Origin of the sequence: Streptomyces tatrensis (assembly GCF_049310065.1) — a bacterium.
Lineage (GTDB): Bacteria > Actinomycetota > Actinomycetes > Streptomycetales > Streptomycetaceae > Streptomyces.
Map to the genome: position 1 here is coordinate 3,040,926 of NZ_JBMDLB010000011.1, position 16,028 is coordinate 3,056,953.

Consider the following 16,028-nt stretch of genomic DNA (forward strand, 5'->3'; position numbering starts at 1 on the left):
CAGCACAATCACCTCTCCCTGCACAGCCGAATCGCCACCCCGCCACCCGTATGTGTGAAGCGGGGATTGTCGCGTTGTCCGGGGGGAAGCGCGATCACTACGTTCCTCGGCGGAGGTAACCGCGATGACTGTCTGTGCCATCGAGAAGACCAGCGCGACCCCGTTCACCATCGCCGCGGACGGGTCCTACGCCGCCCGGCTGGCCGGGGACGGTGAAGCCCGCTATCCGGAGCGCTGGACGCTGACCGGTCCCGAGCCGTACGCGGTGCCCCTGCCCCTCGCGCAGCCCGAGGAGGCCGACAGCGAGGTGCTGCCGCTGGCCGACGGGCGGGTGCTGATCCACCGGCGGGTCGCGGAGCGGCACGGCTTCGCGCTGCTGTACCCGACGGGCGGCGGCGAAGCGGGCGCGGGGCCCCGGACCGGGGAGCTGCAGCTCGGCGCGATCCCGGCGGCCGACGGCGTACGGGTCACCCTGCTGCCCCCGTCCCCCGACGGGCACGGGGCCTTCGCCCTGGCCGTGGGGGCCACCGCGACCACGGTGTGGCAGGTGGCCGGGGTCCCGTTCGGGCCGGAGCGGGTCGCCCGGATCCCGGGGCGCTGTTCGGGCGGGGTCTGGCTGGACCGGACCGGCCGGCTGCTATCGCTGGACCGCGAACTGGACGGCCCGGACGGGCCGGTGACCAAGGCGGTGGCCGTGGACCTGCGGCGGGCCGGGGAGATCTCGCCGCTGCTCCAGATCGCGGAGGCCAGCAACGACCGGCTGCTGCTGGCCGACGCCGACAGCGGGCTGCTGCTGATCCGCTCGGACGCGCCGGGCGAACCCCGGCTCGGCTGGGGGGTCCTGGGCAGCGCCCGCCCGGTGCGCTTCCCGGAGTGCCTGCGGGCCGTCGGGGCCACGGCGACGCCCTTCGCGGTGCAGCCGGGGCAGGTGCTGATGCCGGAGAGCTGCGGGGTCGCCCTGCGGGTGGACGAGGCGGGCGACGGCTACGGCGAGGCCGTGGCCGGGCTGGCCCTGTGGCGCCCCACCGACCGGCACGTGTTCCGGCTCGGCGCCCCGGCCGGCTGGCTCGGCGGAACGGGCCGCTGGACCCCGGAGGGCCGCCTGCACCTCCCGTACGCCACCCCCGAAGTCCCGTGCGGACTGCTGGGCATGACCCTCCCGGTCTCCCCGCCCCCGCCCATCCGCCTGGACCCCATCCCCCTCCCCCCGGCCCCCGCCCGCCCGGTCCCCTTGCAGCAGGCCCCGCTGGGGTGAACGCCTCCCGCTTCCGCGCGTCTGCTATCCAGGCCCGGTGACGAACTCCGCGACGAACTCCAAGCCCTACGACGCGGTCCTCTGCGACCTCGACAACGTGATCCGCTTCTACGACACGGCACACGTGGCCGCGCTGGAGGACTCGGCCGGCCTCCCGCGGGGCACGACCTCGGCCGTCGCCTTCGCTCCCGCGCTGGACGGGCCGCTGCTGCTCGGGCTCACCACCCCGGAGCAGTGGGTGGACGCGGTCGCGGCCGAACTCGCGAAGGACGGCAGGCTGTCCCCGGCGCGCGCGGACGAACTGGCCCGGGCCTTCGCCGGGTCGCCGTTCTCGGCCGACGGGACGGTGGTGGCGATGCTGCGCCGGGTCAGGGCGTCGGGCACGCCCCTGGTGCTGGTCACCAACGCGACCCTCGCCCTGGAGGACGACCTCGAAGCGCTCGGGCTGACGGACCTCGCCGATCACGTGGTCAGCAGCGCCCGGGTGGGCGTGGCCAAACCCGACCGGGAGATCTACGAGATCGCGGCCGGGCGGGCGGGTGCCGCTCCGGACCGGTGCCTGTTCATCGACGACCGGCTGGAGAACATCGAGGCGGCCGTCGCGCTGGGCATGACCGGCGTGCACTACCGGGAGCCGGCCGACCTCCACGAGCCACTGGCCTTCGCCCTCGCGCGGTGAGGGACGGCCCCTGTCCGGCGGACCGTCCGGGCACGCCGGTGGGGCGGAGGGCCCGAAGGTCCGCCGCCCCACCGGAACCACTCGTTACTCGTTGCTCGTCGCTCGTACCGGTCAGCCGTCGTGCTTGAGGCCGAGGACTTCCGCCGCCGCGAAGGTTTCGTTCGCCGGGCGGGAGTCGTAGTGCGGGGTGAGGACCTCGTCGAGTTCCTCGTAGGAGAAGGACTCCTTGGTGGTGTCGAACTTCGCCGCCACCTTGGGGCGTTCCATGACGACCACGATGCCGCCGTGGACCACGAACAGCTGCCCGTTGGCCTTCGCCGAGGCCGGGGAGGCCAGGTAGCCGACCAGCGGGGAGACGTGCTCGGGGGCGAGGGCGTCGAGCTTGCCCTCCTCCGGGACCTGGAAGCCCGCGAAGACGTCCTCCGTCATGCGGGTACGGGCGCGCGGGCAGATGGCGTTGGCCGTCACCCCGTACTTGGCCAGAGCGAGGGCGGTGGACGTGGTCAGGCCCACGATGCCGCCCTTGGCCGCCGCGTAGTTGGGCTGGCCGGCCGAGCCGCCGAGGAAGGCCTCGGAGGAGGTGTTGATGATCCGGCCGTAGACCGGTCCGCCGGCCGCCTTGGAGCGTTCGCGCCAGTGGACGGAGGCGAAGTGGGTCGTGTTGAAGTGGCCCTTGAGGTGGACCCGGATGACCGAGTCCCACTCCGGCTCCGACATGGAGAAGACCATCCGGTCGCGCAGGATGCCCGCGTTGTTGACCAGGATGTCGAGCTTGCCGAAGCTGTTCACCGCCAGCTCGACCAGCTCGCGCGCCTGCTCGAAGTCGGCCACGTCGCCCAGGTGCGCCACCGCCGCCCCGCCCGCGGCGCGTATCTCCGCCGCGACCTCCTCCGCGGGTGCGGCCGAGGCTTCGCCGGAGCCGTCGCGGCCGGGCTGCCCGAAGTCGTTGACGACCACGCTCGCGCCGAGCCGGGCGAGTTCGACCGCCTCGGACCGGCCGAGGCCGCGGCCCGCCCCGGTGACGATGGCGACGAGTCCCTCAAGTGGCAGTGACATCCGTACGGTTCCTCTCGAAACGGGTCAGAGTTCGATGCAGGTGCGCAGGGCCACGCCCGTACGCATCTGGTCGAGCGCGTCGTTGATCTCGGCGAGCTGCACGCGGTGCGTGATCAGGCCCGCCAGGTCCACCCGGCCGGCCCGCCACAGCGCGATGGTGCGCTCGTAGGAGCGGAGCACGTCGCCGCCGCCGTACATCGACGGCAGGATCTTCTTCTCGTCGAAGAAGAGGGAGAACATGTTGATCGAGTAGTTGTCGTCGAGGGCGCCCGCGCCGACCACGACGACGGAGCCGCCGCGGCGGGTCATGTCGTACGCGGTCTTCGTGGTCGCGGACTTGCCGACGACCTCGAAGACGTAGTCGAAGCCCTCGCCGGCGGTGATCCGGTTCTTGGCGTCGGCGAACTCCTCCGGGGAGACCGCCTCGGTGGCGCCGAAGCGCAGCGCGGCCTCGCGCCGGGAGGCGACCGGGTCGACGGCGATGATCTGGGCCGCGCCCTGGACCTTGGCGCCCTGGATGACGGAGATGCCGACGCCGCCGCAGCCGATGACGGCGACCGAGGAACCGGCCTCCACCTTCGCGGTGTTGATGGCCGCGCCGAGTCCGGTGGTGACTCCGCAGCCGATCAGGGCGGCGATGTCGAAGGGCACGTCGTCGGGGATCGGTACGGCGCAGCCCGCCGGGACCACCATCTCCTCGGCGAAGGTGCCGGTGCCGGCGAAGCCGAAGATGCTGCTGTCGCCGCGCTGGAAGTTGGGGGTGGCCACGTTGCCGAAGGCCTCCAGGCACAGGTGGCCCTGGCCGCGCTTGCAGGAGGGACAGTGCCCGCAGGGCGGGAGCCAGCAGACCAGGACCCGGTCGCCGATCTTGTGGCTGGTGACCCCGTCGCCGACGTCGGTGATCACTCCGGAGCCCTCGTGGCCCGGGATGAAGGGGGCGGGCTGCGGGAGGACGCCGCTCATCGCGGAGAGGTCGGAGTGGCACAGGCCGGTGGCCTTGATGCGGATCTTGACCTTGCCGGGGCCGAAGCCCACGGCCTGCATGTCCTCGACGACCTCGAGCTTGTCCTGGCCTATCTCGCTCTGCAGTGCTGCGCGCACGGTGCGGCTCCTTCGGTGGGTGTGCGGGGTTTCTCGCGTGCTTCGGCTGCTGCGTCCGCTCAGCCGTGTTCGACGACGGTGTCGGCGAGGACCGGGGCGTCGTCCCGGTCGGCGGCGCTCACCGTGACCAGGACCCGGCCGGGCTCCTGCCACATCCGGATCCGCAGGGTCTCGCCGGGGAAGACGATCCCGGCGAAGCGGGTGCGGTAGGCGCGGACGCGGGACACGTCGCCGTCCAGGACGGTGTCGACCACGGCCTTGAGGGTCATCCCGTACGAGCACAGGCCGTGCAGGATCGGCTGGTCGAAGCCGGCCATCTTGGCGAACTCGGGGTCCGCGTGGAGCGGGTTCCAGTCTCCGGAGAGGCGGTACAGCAGCGCCTGCTCCTCGCGGATCTTCCGCTCCTCGATCCGGTCGGGCGCCCGCTCGGGCTGCTCGGCCTTGACGGAGGGGCCGCGGTCGCCGCCGAAGCCGCCCTCGCCGCGGACGAAGATCGACGCGTCGGAGGTCCACAGCGGCCCGTCGGCGTCCGCGACCTCGGTGCGCAGGACGATCACCGCCGCCTTGCCCTTGTCGTAGACCGCGGCGACCTTGGCGGTGGAGGCGGCCTGCCCCTTGACCGGGATGGGCCGGTGCAGCTCGATGGACTGGCTGCCGTGCAGCACGTTGGCGAGGTTGACCTCGATGCCGGGGGCGGCGAGGCCGCCCATCATGGCCATGCCGGCGCCGGCGACGGTCGCGAAGCTGGGGAGCACGTGGAGCTTGGACTCCAGGGTGTAGCGCAGCTCGTCCGGGTCGGTGGCGGCCCCGGGGTTGTTCGGGGAGGTCCCCGCGCCGAGTCCGAGGTGGTAGAGCTGGATGTCCTTGTGGTCCCAGGCGATGTTCCCCTGGCGGGGTTCGGCGGCGAGGGCCTTGGCGGCATCGATCGGCATGGGCGTGCTGCTCCCTGTGTTGGAGACACCGTCTTTGGGGCACCGGCTGTGGAAGCGCGGTGCCTTGGAAGACCTCGGCGCGGCCGTCCGCACCGTCGGCCGCACCGAGGTCGTATGCGGGACCCGGCTCTCTAGAACGCGTTCTAGGTTGCCCGGTGAAGGAATGTATAACGCAAGCCCCAGCAGTTGGGAAGACTCCTGACTCTCTGTCAGACCCACTTCTCCCGCGGTGCGTTACGCCGTCACGGGACACTTCGCCCCTACCCTGGCCGGGTGGATGAGATGCCCGTTCCCCTGCGCCCCGCCCGATCCCTGCGGGTGCTCCTGGACCCGCCGAACCCGGCTCTGGCGGTCCTCCTCGGCCTCCAGCCGGACATCGAGGTGGTGGCTTCGGCGCTGGCCCGCCCGGCGGTGGCGCTGACGGAGTCGGTGGAGCGCGTCCCGGTGCTCCTGGCGGAGGATCCGGAATGCCGGGTCCTGGTGATGACGGGCTCCGCCCACCCGGGCCTGCCGGAGGCCGCGCTCACCGCCGGCGCGGCCGGCCTGGTGCTGCGCGACGGCCCGGTCGAGGACCTCGCGGACGGCATCCGCCGCGCCTCCCGGGGGGAGTCGGTGGTCGACCCGGCGCTGGAGGCCCCGCAGGCCCCGCAGGCCTCGTAGGCCCTCCCGGACATGCCTCCGCCCCGCGGATCCTTGCGAAGGACCGGCGGGGCGGGTGCACGTACGGCGTGCGGACGAAGGGCCGGGGTACGCAGGGCCGGCGTACGAGGGGCCGGAGACGGCCCGGCGTACGCAGGGCCGGAGACGGCTCAGCCGGTGGAGGCGCGCGCCGTCCAGTCGTCGACCATCCGCGACGGGTCCAGCGCGACCGGCAGCTTCTCCAGCCCGCGGAAGGCCGGGAAGGGCCCCTTGAGCCAGTCCTCGTGCCCCGGCTCCGGCGTGGCCAGGATCATGTCGGGGAACCGGTCGAGCAGGGCCGTCAGCGCGGTCTCCAGCTCCATGCGGGCGAGCGGGGCGCCGAGGCAGTAGTGCGGTCCGTGACCGAAGCCGAGGTGGGTGCTCTGCAGCCCCTTGCGCGTCACGTCCAGGGTGTCCGGTTCCGCGAACTTCTCCGGGTCGCGGTTCGCGGAGGAGATCGCGATCTGGACCAGGGCGCCCCGGGGGATGGCGACTCCCCCGATCTCCATGTCCTCCAGTGCGTAGCGGAACGTGGAGGTCTCCACGGAGCACTCGAACCGGACGAGCTCCTCGATCGCCTGGGGCAGGAGCGCGCGGTCCTCCCGCACCAGCGCCAGCTGGTCGGGGTGGGCGAGCAGGGAGAAGACCGCGTTGCCGATCTGGTAGGTGGTGGTCTTGTGACCCGCGAAGAGCAGGACCCACATCATCGAGACGAGTTCGTCGTCCGTCAGGGCCCCGTCCTCGTGCTGCGTCTGGATCAGCACGGTGAGGAAGTCGTCGGCGGGCTCCGCGCGCTTGCGGGCGACCAGGCCGAGGAAGTAGTTCCGCAGCCAGTGCTCGGCCGCGGCCAGGTCGTCGGCCATGTCCTTGCTGAACCGGGAACGCGTCACCTGCCCGAACCACTTCAGGACATCCGTGCGCTCGTCCCCCACGATGCCGAGCAGTTCGCAGATGACCATGATGGGGAGCGGCAGGGCGAAGGAGGCCATCAGGTCGACGGGGGTGTCCGTCGGGCACTTGGCCAGCAGTTCGCCCGCGAGCTGCTCGATGCGCGGGCGCAGGAGCTTGACGTGGCGCGGGGTGAAGGCCTCGTGGGCGATGTGCCGCAGCCGGGTGTGCCGAGGGGGGTCGGCGAAGATCAGGTTGTCGTCGAGGGCGTCGCAGGTGTTCCCGAAGACGGAGTGGTAGATGTCGATGCCCTCGTGCATGTCCTTGCCGATGCGCGGATCGGACAGCGCGAGCCGGGCGTCGTCGTACCGGGTGATGAGATACGTGTCCACCCCGTGGCGCGTCGTCAGCTTGCTGACGGGGGCCTGCTCGCGCAGCGTCCGGTAGACCGGGTAGGGACACGTGCGGTACTCCGGCGTGCCCATGGACACGGCCGCCACGGCTTCGTCGACGGGGAGGCCGACGGGAAGGCCGTCACTCACGGCCACTGCGGGTTCGGTCGTCACGGGCTCAGACCTCTCGTGGGGCTCGACTGTCCAGCCACCTCACTCCCTCGGCCCGTGGCCCGCATAACCTCCGTTACCCCGTTCGGGCCCGAAACTACGCCCGCCTGAGCGGATCGGCCGGGTCCCCGACCTGTCCCGCGAACACCCGCGCGACCCCGCCATAAGGTCCCCCCATGCCGGACATCGCAGACCCCACCACGCCCCCGCCGGACGACGGCAGCGACAGCAGGATCGACGTCCACCACCACTTCTGCGCCCCGGAGTGGCTGGAGTGGGCCGAGGGCCAGGGCCTGGCGAACCGCAAGGCCCTGCCGCCGTGGGCGCACTGGGACGCGGCGGCGGCCCTGGACCTCATGAACCGGGCGGGCATCGCCACCGCCGTCCTCAAGCCGATGCTGCCGGCGCGCTACACGACGTCCGCCCAGCTGCGCGAGGCCACGGCCATCACCCTGCGGGCGGCGGCGGAGGTGACGCAGACCCACCCGGGCCGCTTCGCGTTCCACGCCCCCCTCTTCCTCGACGCCCCGGAGGTCGCGCGGTGGGCGCTGCGGCGGGGCCTCGACGAACTGGGGGCGGTGGGGGTGAACGTCACGGCGAACTACGGCGGCGTCTACCTGGGCGACCCCTCGTACGACCCCCTCTTCGCGGAGCTGAACGAACGATCCGCGATCGTGGACACCCACCCGCACAACCTGCCGGGGTTGGCCGGCGGCATGCCGCCCGGCGGCGGGCCGGGGGCGGGACGCGGCGCGGGCCACGGGCCGGGTCCGGACACGGGACGCGGCGCGGGCCACGGGCCGGGTCCGGACACGGGACGCGGCGCGGGCCACGGGCCGGGCCCGGACACGCGACGCGGGGCAGGCCACGGACCGGGCCCGGACACGCGACGCGGGGCAGGCCACGGACCGGGACCGAGTACCGGGCCTGGCGCAGGCCACGGACCGGGAGCGGGCGGCGGGTCAGGGGCGGGCGGCGGACCGGGGGCGGTGGCCGTGCCGGGGATCCCGAACTTCCTGTGCGACTTCCTGCTGGACACCACACGGGCCGCACTGAACATGATCCACAAGGGCACCCTGGACCGCTTCCCGAACCTGTCGGTGATCCTGCCGCACGCGGGCGGCTTCCTCCCCCACATCGCCACCCGGGTACAGGCCTTCGCGGGCGCGTTCACCCCGCCCGTGGACCCGGCGATGGTCCGGGACCACCTGCTCCGCTTCTACTACGACACGGCCGGGCCCATGTCCCCGGCGGGCACCCTGCTGGCGATGGCGTCCCCCGACCGCATCCTCTTCGGCAGCGACTGGCCGGCGTGCCCTTCGGAGATGGTCACGGGCATCGCCCTGCCGGCGCTGGCGGGTGACTCCGCGCTGACTGTGGCGCACCAGCGGGCGATCAATCGGGACAACGCGGTGCGCTTGATGCCGAGCCTGGCCCCGCTGAGCCCCGCACGCGTCTGAGCGCCGCCGCCCCGCGCCCTACCCGCTGCGCGGGGCCGCCCCCGTCCGCAGCCCGGCTGCGCCCGTTGCCGCTGCGCGGGGCGAAGTCCCCGCTGCGACCCTTGCCGCTGCGCGGGGCAGAGTCCCCTACCCGCCCTTCCACCGTTCCCAGGGCCGGCCCTGACCCGGTCCTCAAACGCCGGACGGGCTGAAAGCAGGGGCCCCGGGCTGCGCCCGGACCCCTGGGGCTCCGCCCCAGACCCCGGTCCTCAAACGCCGGACGGCTGAAAAGACAAACCCCGGCCGGGGTCGGGACCAGGGTGCCCGGGCCGGGGACGGGGGCGGGGTGGGGTGTTGGCCTGGACGTAAAGCGTGATTTGTGGCGCGCTACAAGGCATCACCGTCGGAGTAGAGCAGAGGGCGCCTAAATCATGCAGTCCAGGCCGACACCCCACCCCGCCCCCGGCACCGGCCCCCACCCGCAGCGAGCGCGACACCGGCACACCCCAGCCCCGCCGGCGTTTGAGGCGCAGGGGCCCGGGGACTGGTCCCCGGCAACGGCGCCGCACCAGGCGACCGGGACTCGGACCCGGACCCGGACCCGCCAGGGCTACCGCCGCAGGAGCGTGACCACCGCCGCGCCCCCCAGCCCGATGTTGTGCGCCAGCGCGACCCGTGCTCCCGGGACCTGCCGGGGACCCGCCTCAGCGCGGAGCTGCCAAACCAGCTCCGCCGCCTGCGCGAGCCCCGTAGCGCCCAGCGGGTGGCCCTTGGAGATGAGCCCGCCCGAGGGGTTCACGACCCACCGCCCGCCGTACGTCGTCGCACCCGACTCCACCAGCGCGCCCGCCCCGCCGTCCTCGCACATGCCCAGCGCCTCGTACGTCAGCAGCTCGTTGATCGAGAAGCAGTCGTGCAGCTCGATGACGTCCACGTCATCGATCCCGAGCCCGGACGCCGCGAAGACCGCCCGTCCCGCCGCCGCCGTCATCGGCTTGCCGACCACGTCGATGCAGGAGCCGGAGGCGAAGGACGCTTCCGTATCCGTGGTCATGGACTGGGCGACGATCTCCACCGCCCGCTCCCCGAGCCCGTGCTGCTCCACGAAGCGTTCCGATACGACGACCGCCGCAGCCGCCCCGTCCGAGGTCGGCGAGCACTGGAGCTTGGTCAGCGGCTCGTGGATCGTCTTCGCGGCGAGGATCTCCTCGACCGTGTACACGTCCTGGAACTGCGCGTTCGGATTGTTCGCCGAGTGCCGGTGGTTCTTCGCGCCGACCGCCGCCAGCTGCGCGGCCGTGGTCCCGTAGAGCTTCATGTGCTCCCGCGCCGCGTTCCCGAAGATCTGCGCGGTCGGCGGCGACATCTCGAAGCCGTGGCCGGCGGCCATGATCCCGTAGTGCCGGGCGACCGGCGAGGTCTTGAAGTCCCCGCCGTCCGTGCCCCCGCCCAGCGCTCCGCGCTTCATCTTCTCGAAGCCCAGCGCGAGCACGCAGTCGTTGATCCCGCCCTCCACGAACTGCCGCGCCATCATCAGCGCCGTCGAGCCCGTCGCGCAGTTGTTGTTGACGTTGTAGACGGGTACCCCGCTCAGCCCCAGCTCGTACGCGGCCCGCTGGCCGGCCGTGGAGGCCTGGAAGCAGTAGCCGACCGGTACTTGCTCGACGAGCCCGTAGTCGATGCCCGCGTCCGCGAGCGCCGCGTCACCCGCTTCCTTCGCCATGTCCCAGTACTGCCAGTCCCTCGACTCCGGCTTCTCGAACTTCGTCATGCCGACGCCCACGATGTACGACTTCATGCGTGTCCCCACTACCCTTCAGTCCCTGGGAAGGCCGAGAATCCGCTCGGCGACGACGTTGAGCTGGACCTGCGTGGTGCCCCCGGCGATGGTCAGGCAGCGGGACATGAGCATGCCGTGCACCGCCCGCTTCCCCGCCCCCTCGCTCACCGCGCCCGCCGGACCCAGCAGTTCGAGCGTGAGCTCGGCGGTCCGCTGCTGGTGCGGGGTCTGGACGAGTTTGCGTACGGACGCGCCCGCCCCCGGCTCCAGTCCGGAGACCTGCTGGAGCGTGGTGCGCAGCCCGATGCAGGCCAGGGCGTGCGCCTCGGCGGCCAGGGCCCCGATCCGCACCCGGTATCCGCCTTCGAGTTCGGCGGAGCGGGCGAGCAGTGCCTCCAGGCCGGTGTCGAAGGTCATCTGGTCGGCCATGTGGACGCGTTCGTTGCCCAGGGTGTTGCGGGCGACCTTCCAGCCCCCGTCCTCGGCGCCCACCAGGGCGTCCGGCGGCAGCGGCACGTCGTCGAAGTAGACCTCGTTGAAGAGGGCCTCGCCGGTGATCTCCTTGAGCGGCCGGATGTCGATCCCGGGGGTCTTCATGTCCACCACGAAATAGCCGAGCCCCTTGTGCTTGGGGGCGTCCGGGTCGGTGCGGGCCAGGAGGATCCCGTAGTCGGCGCTGTGCGCGGAACTGGTCCACACCTTCTGCCCGTTGACGATCCAGGAGCCGTCCCCGGAGGCCGACCGCTCCGCCTTCGTCCGCAGTGAGGCCAGGTCGGAGCCCGCGCCCGGTTCGGAGAAGAGCTGGCACCAGGTGACGTCCCCGCGCAGCGTGGGGAGCAGGTAGCGCTCCTGCTGCTCGGGGGTCCCGTAGGCGAGGAGCGAGGGCACGACCCAGGTGGCGATCCCGAGGTCGGCGACCTTGACCCCGGCGGCCGCCAGTTCCTGCTGGACGACGAGCTGTTCGACGGGTCCGGCGCCGAGCCCGTACGGGGCCGGCAGGTAGGGGGCCGCGTACCCGGTGGGTGCCAGCACCCGGCGGGCGGTGGCGGGGTCGAGGCCGGCCGCGTCCGCGATGGCGGTACGGGCCTTCGCGCGGTGGGTCTCGGCCCGCGCGGGCAGCTCCAGGCGCAGCTCGCGCCGCGCGCCGGCGGCGGCGAGCCGCACGGCCCGGACCCGGTGGCCGTCGCCGGAGCCGAGGAGCTGGCGGGCGACGAGGGCCCGGCGCAGGTAGATGTGGGCGTCGTGCTCCCAGGTGAAGCCGATGCCGCCGAGCACCTGGACGCAGTCCTTGGCGCAGGAGTACGCGGCGTCGAGCGCGGTGCCCGCGGCCAGCGCTGCCACCAGCGAGCGCACCTCGGCCGGTTCCTCCATGGCCTGCGCGGCGTCCCAGGCGAGCGCCCGGGCCTGCTCCACGCGCACCAGCATGTCGGCGCACAGGTGCTTGATCCCCTGGAACTGCCCGATGGGCCGCCCGAACTGCTCGCGCACCTTCGCGTACTCGGCGGCGGTGCGCAGCGCCCAGGCGGCGGTGCCGCAGGCGTCGGCGGCGAACAGCATGCAGGCGAGGTCCCGCACGAGGGCGGCGTCCAGTTCCAGCAGGGCGCCCGGCCCGGCGGTGACCCCGCGGGCGCGGACCTCGGCGGTGGGCCGGGTGGGGTCGGCGCTGTCCTGGGTACGGATGTCCAGCGCGGCGGCGTCGACGGCGAACCAGCGGGTCCCGTGCGCGGTCTCGGCGGCGAGCAGCACGAGGTCGGCCTCGCCAGCGCCGAGCACCGGCGGCGCGGTCCCGTCGAGGAGGTACCCGCCCTCCACGGCGACGGCGGTCAGGTCCCCGGGCCCGAGCGCCACGGCCCCGACCCGCCCGCCGAGGGGTTCGGCCCCGGCCCGGTCCAGGAGTACGGAGGCCAGCACGCTCGGCAGGTACGCCCCGGGCAGCGCCGCCCGGGCGGCCTCCTCCACCACGACGGCGAGATCGAGCAGGCTCCCGCCCTCCAGGTGCGGCTCCAGCAGCCCGGAGGCGAGCAGCCCGTCCCAGTAGGCGGGCCGCGAGCCCGTCTGCGGCGGGGTGTCGAGGAGCTTGCGCACCTCCTCGGGCGGCACGGCCCGCGCGACCCAGCCGCGTACGGCCTCGGCCAACTCCCGCTGTTCCTGTGTGATTCCGATGCCCATGCGCGGCAGAGTAGAACACGTTGCATTCTGACGGAAGGTCAGAACTGAAACGTGTTCTCACTCTGGGACCTGCCGTCGCCGCCGGGGCCGGAGCCTCACGCAAGGACGAGCCGGCGGCCGGGAGTCGCGACCCTTCGGCGGCGGTGGTAGGCCACGGTGACGACCGCCAGCAGTGGCCCCCAGGCCACCAGGGGCAGGTAGCAGGCCGTCATCACCCAGTACGCCACGCCCGTGGGGGAACCGGGGGCACCCATGTTCCCCGGGTCGTTCCAGCCGATCGCCCCCAGGGCTCCCAACAGGGTGAGCGCGGCGGCCCCCAGGCCGGCGGGGATCACGGCGGCGAGCGGCGGGACACGCCTGCCACCGATCAACGGCAGCCAATCCGGGGTGACTTCGCCCCAGCGCTGCACCAGGCCCAGGGCGAGGAATCCCAGCACCTCGGCGAACACGCTCAGGCCGATCATGTAGAGCGAGAAGCCGCTGCCGAAGCTGACGTCCGCCAGCGGGTCACCCCCGGAGAAGCCGAGCGGTACTCCGACCGCTCCGGCGATCCGCCACAGCCCCGTGGGCAGCGGTGCGAGCGCGGCGAGGCGGGCGAGCCGCACCACTCGACGGCTCGGTCGGCTCTCCATGGCCGCCCTCATTCCTTGTTCCCCGAGTTCGCGGAGTCCGCAGACTTCACGGAGTCCGCGGACGGGTTCGGCGGGAGCACGTGCACGACCTTGAAGTCGCCGCTCTCGACGGTCTCGTACGGTGCGGCGCTCAGGCACTTCGGCACCTCCGGACCGTCGAAGGAGGACACGGCCCAGCTGTAGCCGACCCGGTCCTTCTTCCCGTCGCCCTTCCCGTCGTAGACGGTGAAACCGACGCGCTTGCCGACCGCGCCGGGGGGCAGGTCGGAGCTCGTGATGATGCCGGTGGCGGTCGCTACCGGACCGCCGGTCAGCAGGCAGTCGATACGGCCTTCGGCGTACGCGCCCTGCTTGCCGTCGGCGGAGTAGTGGCTGAACCGGAAGGTGCCGCGCGAGGTGCCGGCCGGGGCGTCCGGCTCGTCGGGCTCGGCCGGGGCGAAGCCGTGTGCGTCGAAGGAGAAGCGGACCTGCTGGCCGTCCGCCCGGTCCATCTTGGCGGAGCCGGTGAGACTCGACTCCTTCGGCGACTTCTTCGCCTCGTCCGAGGCGGAGGCAGCAGCAGAGACGGAGGCGGAGGCGGTGACAGCGAGGCCGCCGATGACCGCCAGTGCGGCGACGCCGACGACGGACGTACGAAGAGTGGTGCTGCGCAACATCGTGAACTCCTTGATCCTGGCGGCCGGTTGAGTCGCCCTTCGGTGCTTTCGGTGTGGCATCAGCCTCCGCCACCGGGACGATCCGCGACCATCGGCCGATGGGGAGATCCACTCGAGGGCTCGACGGTCCCCTCTATGCCGTTCGGCAGAGGCCACCGGTTCGGACAGCCTCTAAGGTCGTAAAGGTGAAGATCATGGACATGGCACACCGGGACCGCGCCGTCGTCGGCGTCCTCACCGCCGCCTGCTGCGCCGCCACCGTCTTCCTGGGCGTACGGCCGCTGCCGGCGCTCGCCGCCACCGGAATCGCCCTCGCGACGTTCGGCTGCCTACCGCGGTCGCGCCAGTGGTCCGGGGCCGCGACGGGCGGCGCCGGGGCCCTGCTCCTGGTGGCCTCGTTCGGCTGGCCCGGACGCGGTACGGCCGGAGGAGCGCCGTGGCACATGGTGGCCGTAGGAGCCGTGCTGCTGCTCCTGACGGCGGCGGTGCGCTGGTCGCCCCGGCGGCAGCTCCTGACGGGCGGCGGCCTCGGCGCCCTGGCCGTCGCCGCATGGACCGTCCCGCTCGTACCGGACGCCTCCTTCTTCGAGTACCTCGGGCTGATGTCCTTCTGGTCGGCGCCGGTCGTCATCGCGACCGTCGTCGGCGGCTATCCGCGCCTGATGGAGGACCGCCGCCGCCAGGCGGTCCTCGCCGCGCGCCGCGCCCAGCAGCTCGAACTCGCCCACGATCTGCACGACTTCGTCGCCCACGACGTGAGCGGCATCGTCGTGCAGGCCCAGGCGGCCCGGTTCGTGGCCGAGCACGATCCGGTGGCGGCGGCCCGGGCGCTGGAACGGATCGAGCGGGCCGGACTCGCGGCACTGGCCTCGATCGACCGTACGGTGCGGCTGCTGCACGCCGCCGACGAGGACACCCGCAAGAGCACGGGCGGTCCCGGCGACCGTGGCACCAGCGGCGACAGCGACGGCCTGACCGGGGACGAGGCTGCGGGCGGCGCCCGTACGGTCCTTCCCGGCATGGATCAACTCGGCGAAGTGGTCGACCGGTTCAGCGGAACAGGGCAGACAGCGGCCCGTCTCGAACTGGCCCCGGGCGTCACCGACGCGCTCTCCCGCGAGGGGGCCGCCACGGTCCACCGGGTCGTGGTGGAAGCGCTCACCAACGTACGCCGCCACGCGCCAGGAGCGGCCGGTGTACGCGTCGCGCTCAGCACGGACCGTACGACCGTCGAAGTCAGCGTGACCAACGACGGCGGCCGCGGCCGCTCTTCGCACCTGCCCGCACTCCCCCGTCTCGAACGGGGCACCAAGAGCGCCAGGGGCGGCGGCGGGCTGCTCGCGCTGGCCGAACGCGTCCGCGCCTGCGGCGGCACCTTCACCTCGGGCCCGTACCAGGGCGGCTGGCGCGTGATCGCGACTCTTCCCGCCACCGGATCACCCGCCACGGCATCATGATCACGTGACCACCCGCATCCTGATCGCCGACGACCAGGAAGACGTGCGCAACGGCTTCCGCCTCATCCTCGACTCACAGCCCGACATGACCGTCGTAGGGGAGGCATCCGACGGTGAGACGGCGGTCGAACTCGCCCGTACGCTGCGGCCCGACGTCGTGATCGCCGACATCCGGATGCCACGCCTGGACGGCCTGGAGGTCACCCGGATCCTGGCGGGCCCGAACGCCGAACACCCCGTCCGCGTGGTCGTCGTCACGACGTTCGACCTGGACGACTACGTGCACACCGCACTGCGCAACGGCGCCTGCGGCTTCCTGCTGAAGCGGTCGGGCCCCAACCTGCTGATCGAGGGGGTTCGGGCGGCAATGGCCGGGGACACCCTGATCAGCCCGCAGCTCACGGTCCGGCTGCTGCGCAGCCTGTCCGCGCCGCCATCCGGACCTCACCCCCGGCCGGAACCCCAGCCGCAACCCCGGCCGAGGACCGTTCCCGAGCCGCGGCCCGCAACCGAGGACCCCCTGACCGCGCGGGAGCGCGAAATCGCCCTGCTCGTCGCACGCGGGCTGACCAACGCCGAGGTCGGCGCCGAACTGTTCATCTCGCCGGGCACCGCCAAGACCCATGTCGCCAACATCCAGGCGAAACTGGCGGTGCGCAACCGGGTGGGCATCGCCGCGTGGGCCTGGGAGACCGGCCTGGTGAGCGGCGCCTGACACCGCTGTTCCCCTACTCCTGCGGGCG

14 protein-coding genes are annotated in these 16,028 nt (G+C 72.9%); 6 read left to right on the forward strand and 8 right to left on the reverse strand.

The annotated features are described in order from the left end of the window. Nucleotides 1-124 precede the first annotated feature (124 nt). Both ACODT5_RS29570 and ACODT5_RS29575 read left to right on the forward strand, forming a co-directional pair. Entirely contained in the window at nucleotides 125-1,255 is a 1,131-nt protein-coding gene (locus ACODT5_RS29570; protein WP_422522219.1) for a hypothetical protein, read from the forward strand. A 37-nt stretch (nucleotides 1,256-1,292) separates the two neighbouring features. Next, the gene (locus ACODT5_RS29575; protein WP_422522220.1) at nucleotides 1,293-1,934 is read left to right on the forward strand and encodes an HAD family hydrolase; all 642 of its coding nucleotides are present in this window, start codon (nucleotides 1,293-1,295) and stop codon (nucleotides 1,932-1,934) included. 111 nt (nucleotides 1,935-2,045) lie between these two features. Here ACODT5_RS29575 and ACODT5_RS29580 read toward each other — a convergent pair whose 3' ends face one another. From ACODT5_RS29580 to ACODT5_RS29590, 3 genes are read right to left on the reverse strand one after another with little or no spacing between them, the layout of a single operon-like run. Next, a complete protein-coding gene (locus tag ACODT5_RS29580) occupies nucleotides 2,046-2,990 on the reverse strand; it encodes a 3-oxoacyl-ACP reductase (RefSeq protein WP_422522221.1) in 945 nt (314 codons plus the stop codon). A 24-nt stretch (nucleotides 2,991-3,014) separates the two neighbouring features. Then, entirely contained in the window at nucleotides 3,015-4,091 is a 1,077-nt protein-coding gene (locus ACODT5_RS29585) for a Zn-dependent alcohol dehydrogenase (protein ID WP_266958368.1), read from the reverse strand. A 59-nt stretch (nucleotides 4,092-4,150) separates the two neighbouring features. Further along, a complete protein-coding gene (locus ACODT5_RS29590) occupies nucleotides 4,151-5,023 on the reverse strand; it encodes a MaoC/PaaZ C-terminal domain-containing protein (RefSeq protein ID WP_422522222.1) in 873 nt (290 codons plus the stop codon). A gap of 282 nt (nucleotides 5,024-5,305) precedes the next feature. Here ACODT5_RS29590 and ACODT5_RS29595 point away from each other — a divergent pair, with 282 nt between their 5' ends. Continuing rightward, on the forward strand, nucleotides 5,306-5,683 hold the full coding sequence (locus ACODT5_RS29595; RefSeq protein WP_422525078.1) for a response regulator: 378 nt from the start codon (nucleotides 5,306-5,308) through the stop codon (nucleotides 5,681-5,683). Nucleotides 5,684-5,832: 149 nt separating this feature from the next. On the opposite strand, the gene ACODT5_RS29600 is transcribed toward ACODT5_RS29595, so the two are convergent. Then, nucleotides 5,833-7,074 (reverse strand): cytochrome P450 family protein, encoded by a 1,242-nt coding sequence (locus ACODT5_RS29600; protein ID WP_422525079.1) that lies wholly within the window; start codon nucleotides 7,072-7,074, stop codon nucleotides 5,833-5,835. Nucleotides 7,075-7,328: 254 nt separating this feature from the next. On the opposite strand from ACODT5_RS29600, the gene ACODT5_RS29605 reads away from it, so the two are divergent. Continuing rightward, nucleotides 7,329-8,612 (forward strand): amidohydrolase family protein, encoded by a 1,284-nt coding sequence (locus ACODT5_RS29605; protein WP_422522223.1) that lies wholly within the window; start codon nucleotides 7,329-7,331, stop codon nucleotides 8,610-8,612. 589 nt (nucleotides 8,613-9,201) lie between these two features. Here ACODT5_RS29605 and ACODT5_RS29610 read toward each other — a convergent pair. The 4 genes from ACODT5_RS29610 to ACODT5_RS29625 all read right to left on the reverse strand — a co-directional run bounded on the left by ACODT5_RS29610 (nucleotide 9,202) and on the right by ACODT5_RS29625 (nucleotide 13,828). Further along, complete coding sequence (locus ACODT5_RS29610; protein WP_422522224.1) at nucleotides 9,202-10,389, reverse strand: thiolase C-terminal domain-containing protein; 1,188 nt, start codon at nucleotides 10,387-10,389, stop codon at nucleotides 9,202-9,204. A gap of 18 nt (nucleotides 10,390-10,407) precedes the next feature. After that, nucleotides 10,408-12,540: an acyl-CoA dehydrogenase family protein gene (locus tag ACODT5_RS29615; protein WP_422522225.1), complete on the reverse strand. Its 2,133-nt coding sequence runs from the start codon at nucleotides 12,538-12,540 to the stop codon at nucleotides 10,408-10,410. A gap of 95 nt (nucleotides 12,541-12,635) precedes the next feature. Beyond that, entirely contained in the window at nucleotides 12,636-13,172 is a 537-nt protein-coding gene (locus ACODT5_RS29620; protein WP_422522226.1) for a hypothetical protein, read from the reverse strand. Nucleotides 13,173-13,180: 8 nt separating this feature from the next. Next, nucleotides 13,181-13,828, reverse strand: coding sequence for a hypothetical protein (locus ACODT5_RS29625; protein ID WP_422522227.1), 648 nt, complete (start codon nucleotides 13,826-13,828; stop codon nucleotides 13,181-13,183). 194 nt (nucleotides 13,829-14,022) lie between these two features. Here ACODT5_RS29625 and ACODT5_RS29630 point away from each other — a divergent pair, with 194 nt between their 5' ends. Together ACODT5_RS29630 and ACODT5_RS29635 are read left to right on the forward strand one after the other, a co-directional pair. After that, on the forward strand, nucleotides 14,023-15,285 hold the full coding sequence (locus tag ACODT5_RS29630; RefSeq protein WP_422522228.1) for a sensor histidine kinase: 1,263 nt from the start codon (nucleotides 14,023-14,025) through the stop codon (nucleotides 15,283-15,285). A 4-nt stretch (nucleotides 15,286-15,289) separates the two neighbouring features. Beyond that, entirely contained in the window at nucleotides 15,290-16,000 is a 711-nt protein-coding gene (locus ACODT5_RS29635; RefSeq protein WP_422522229.1) for a response regulator, read from the forward strand. Nucleotides 16,001-16,028 lie beyond the last annotated feature (28 nt).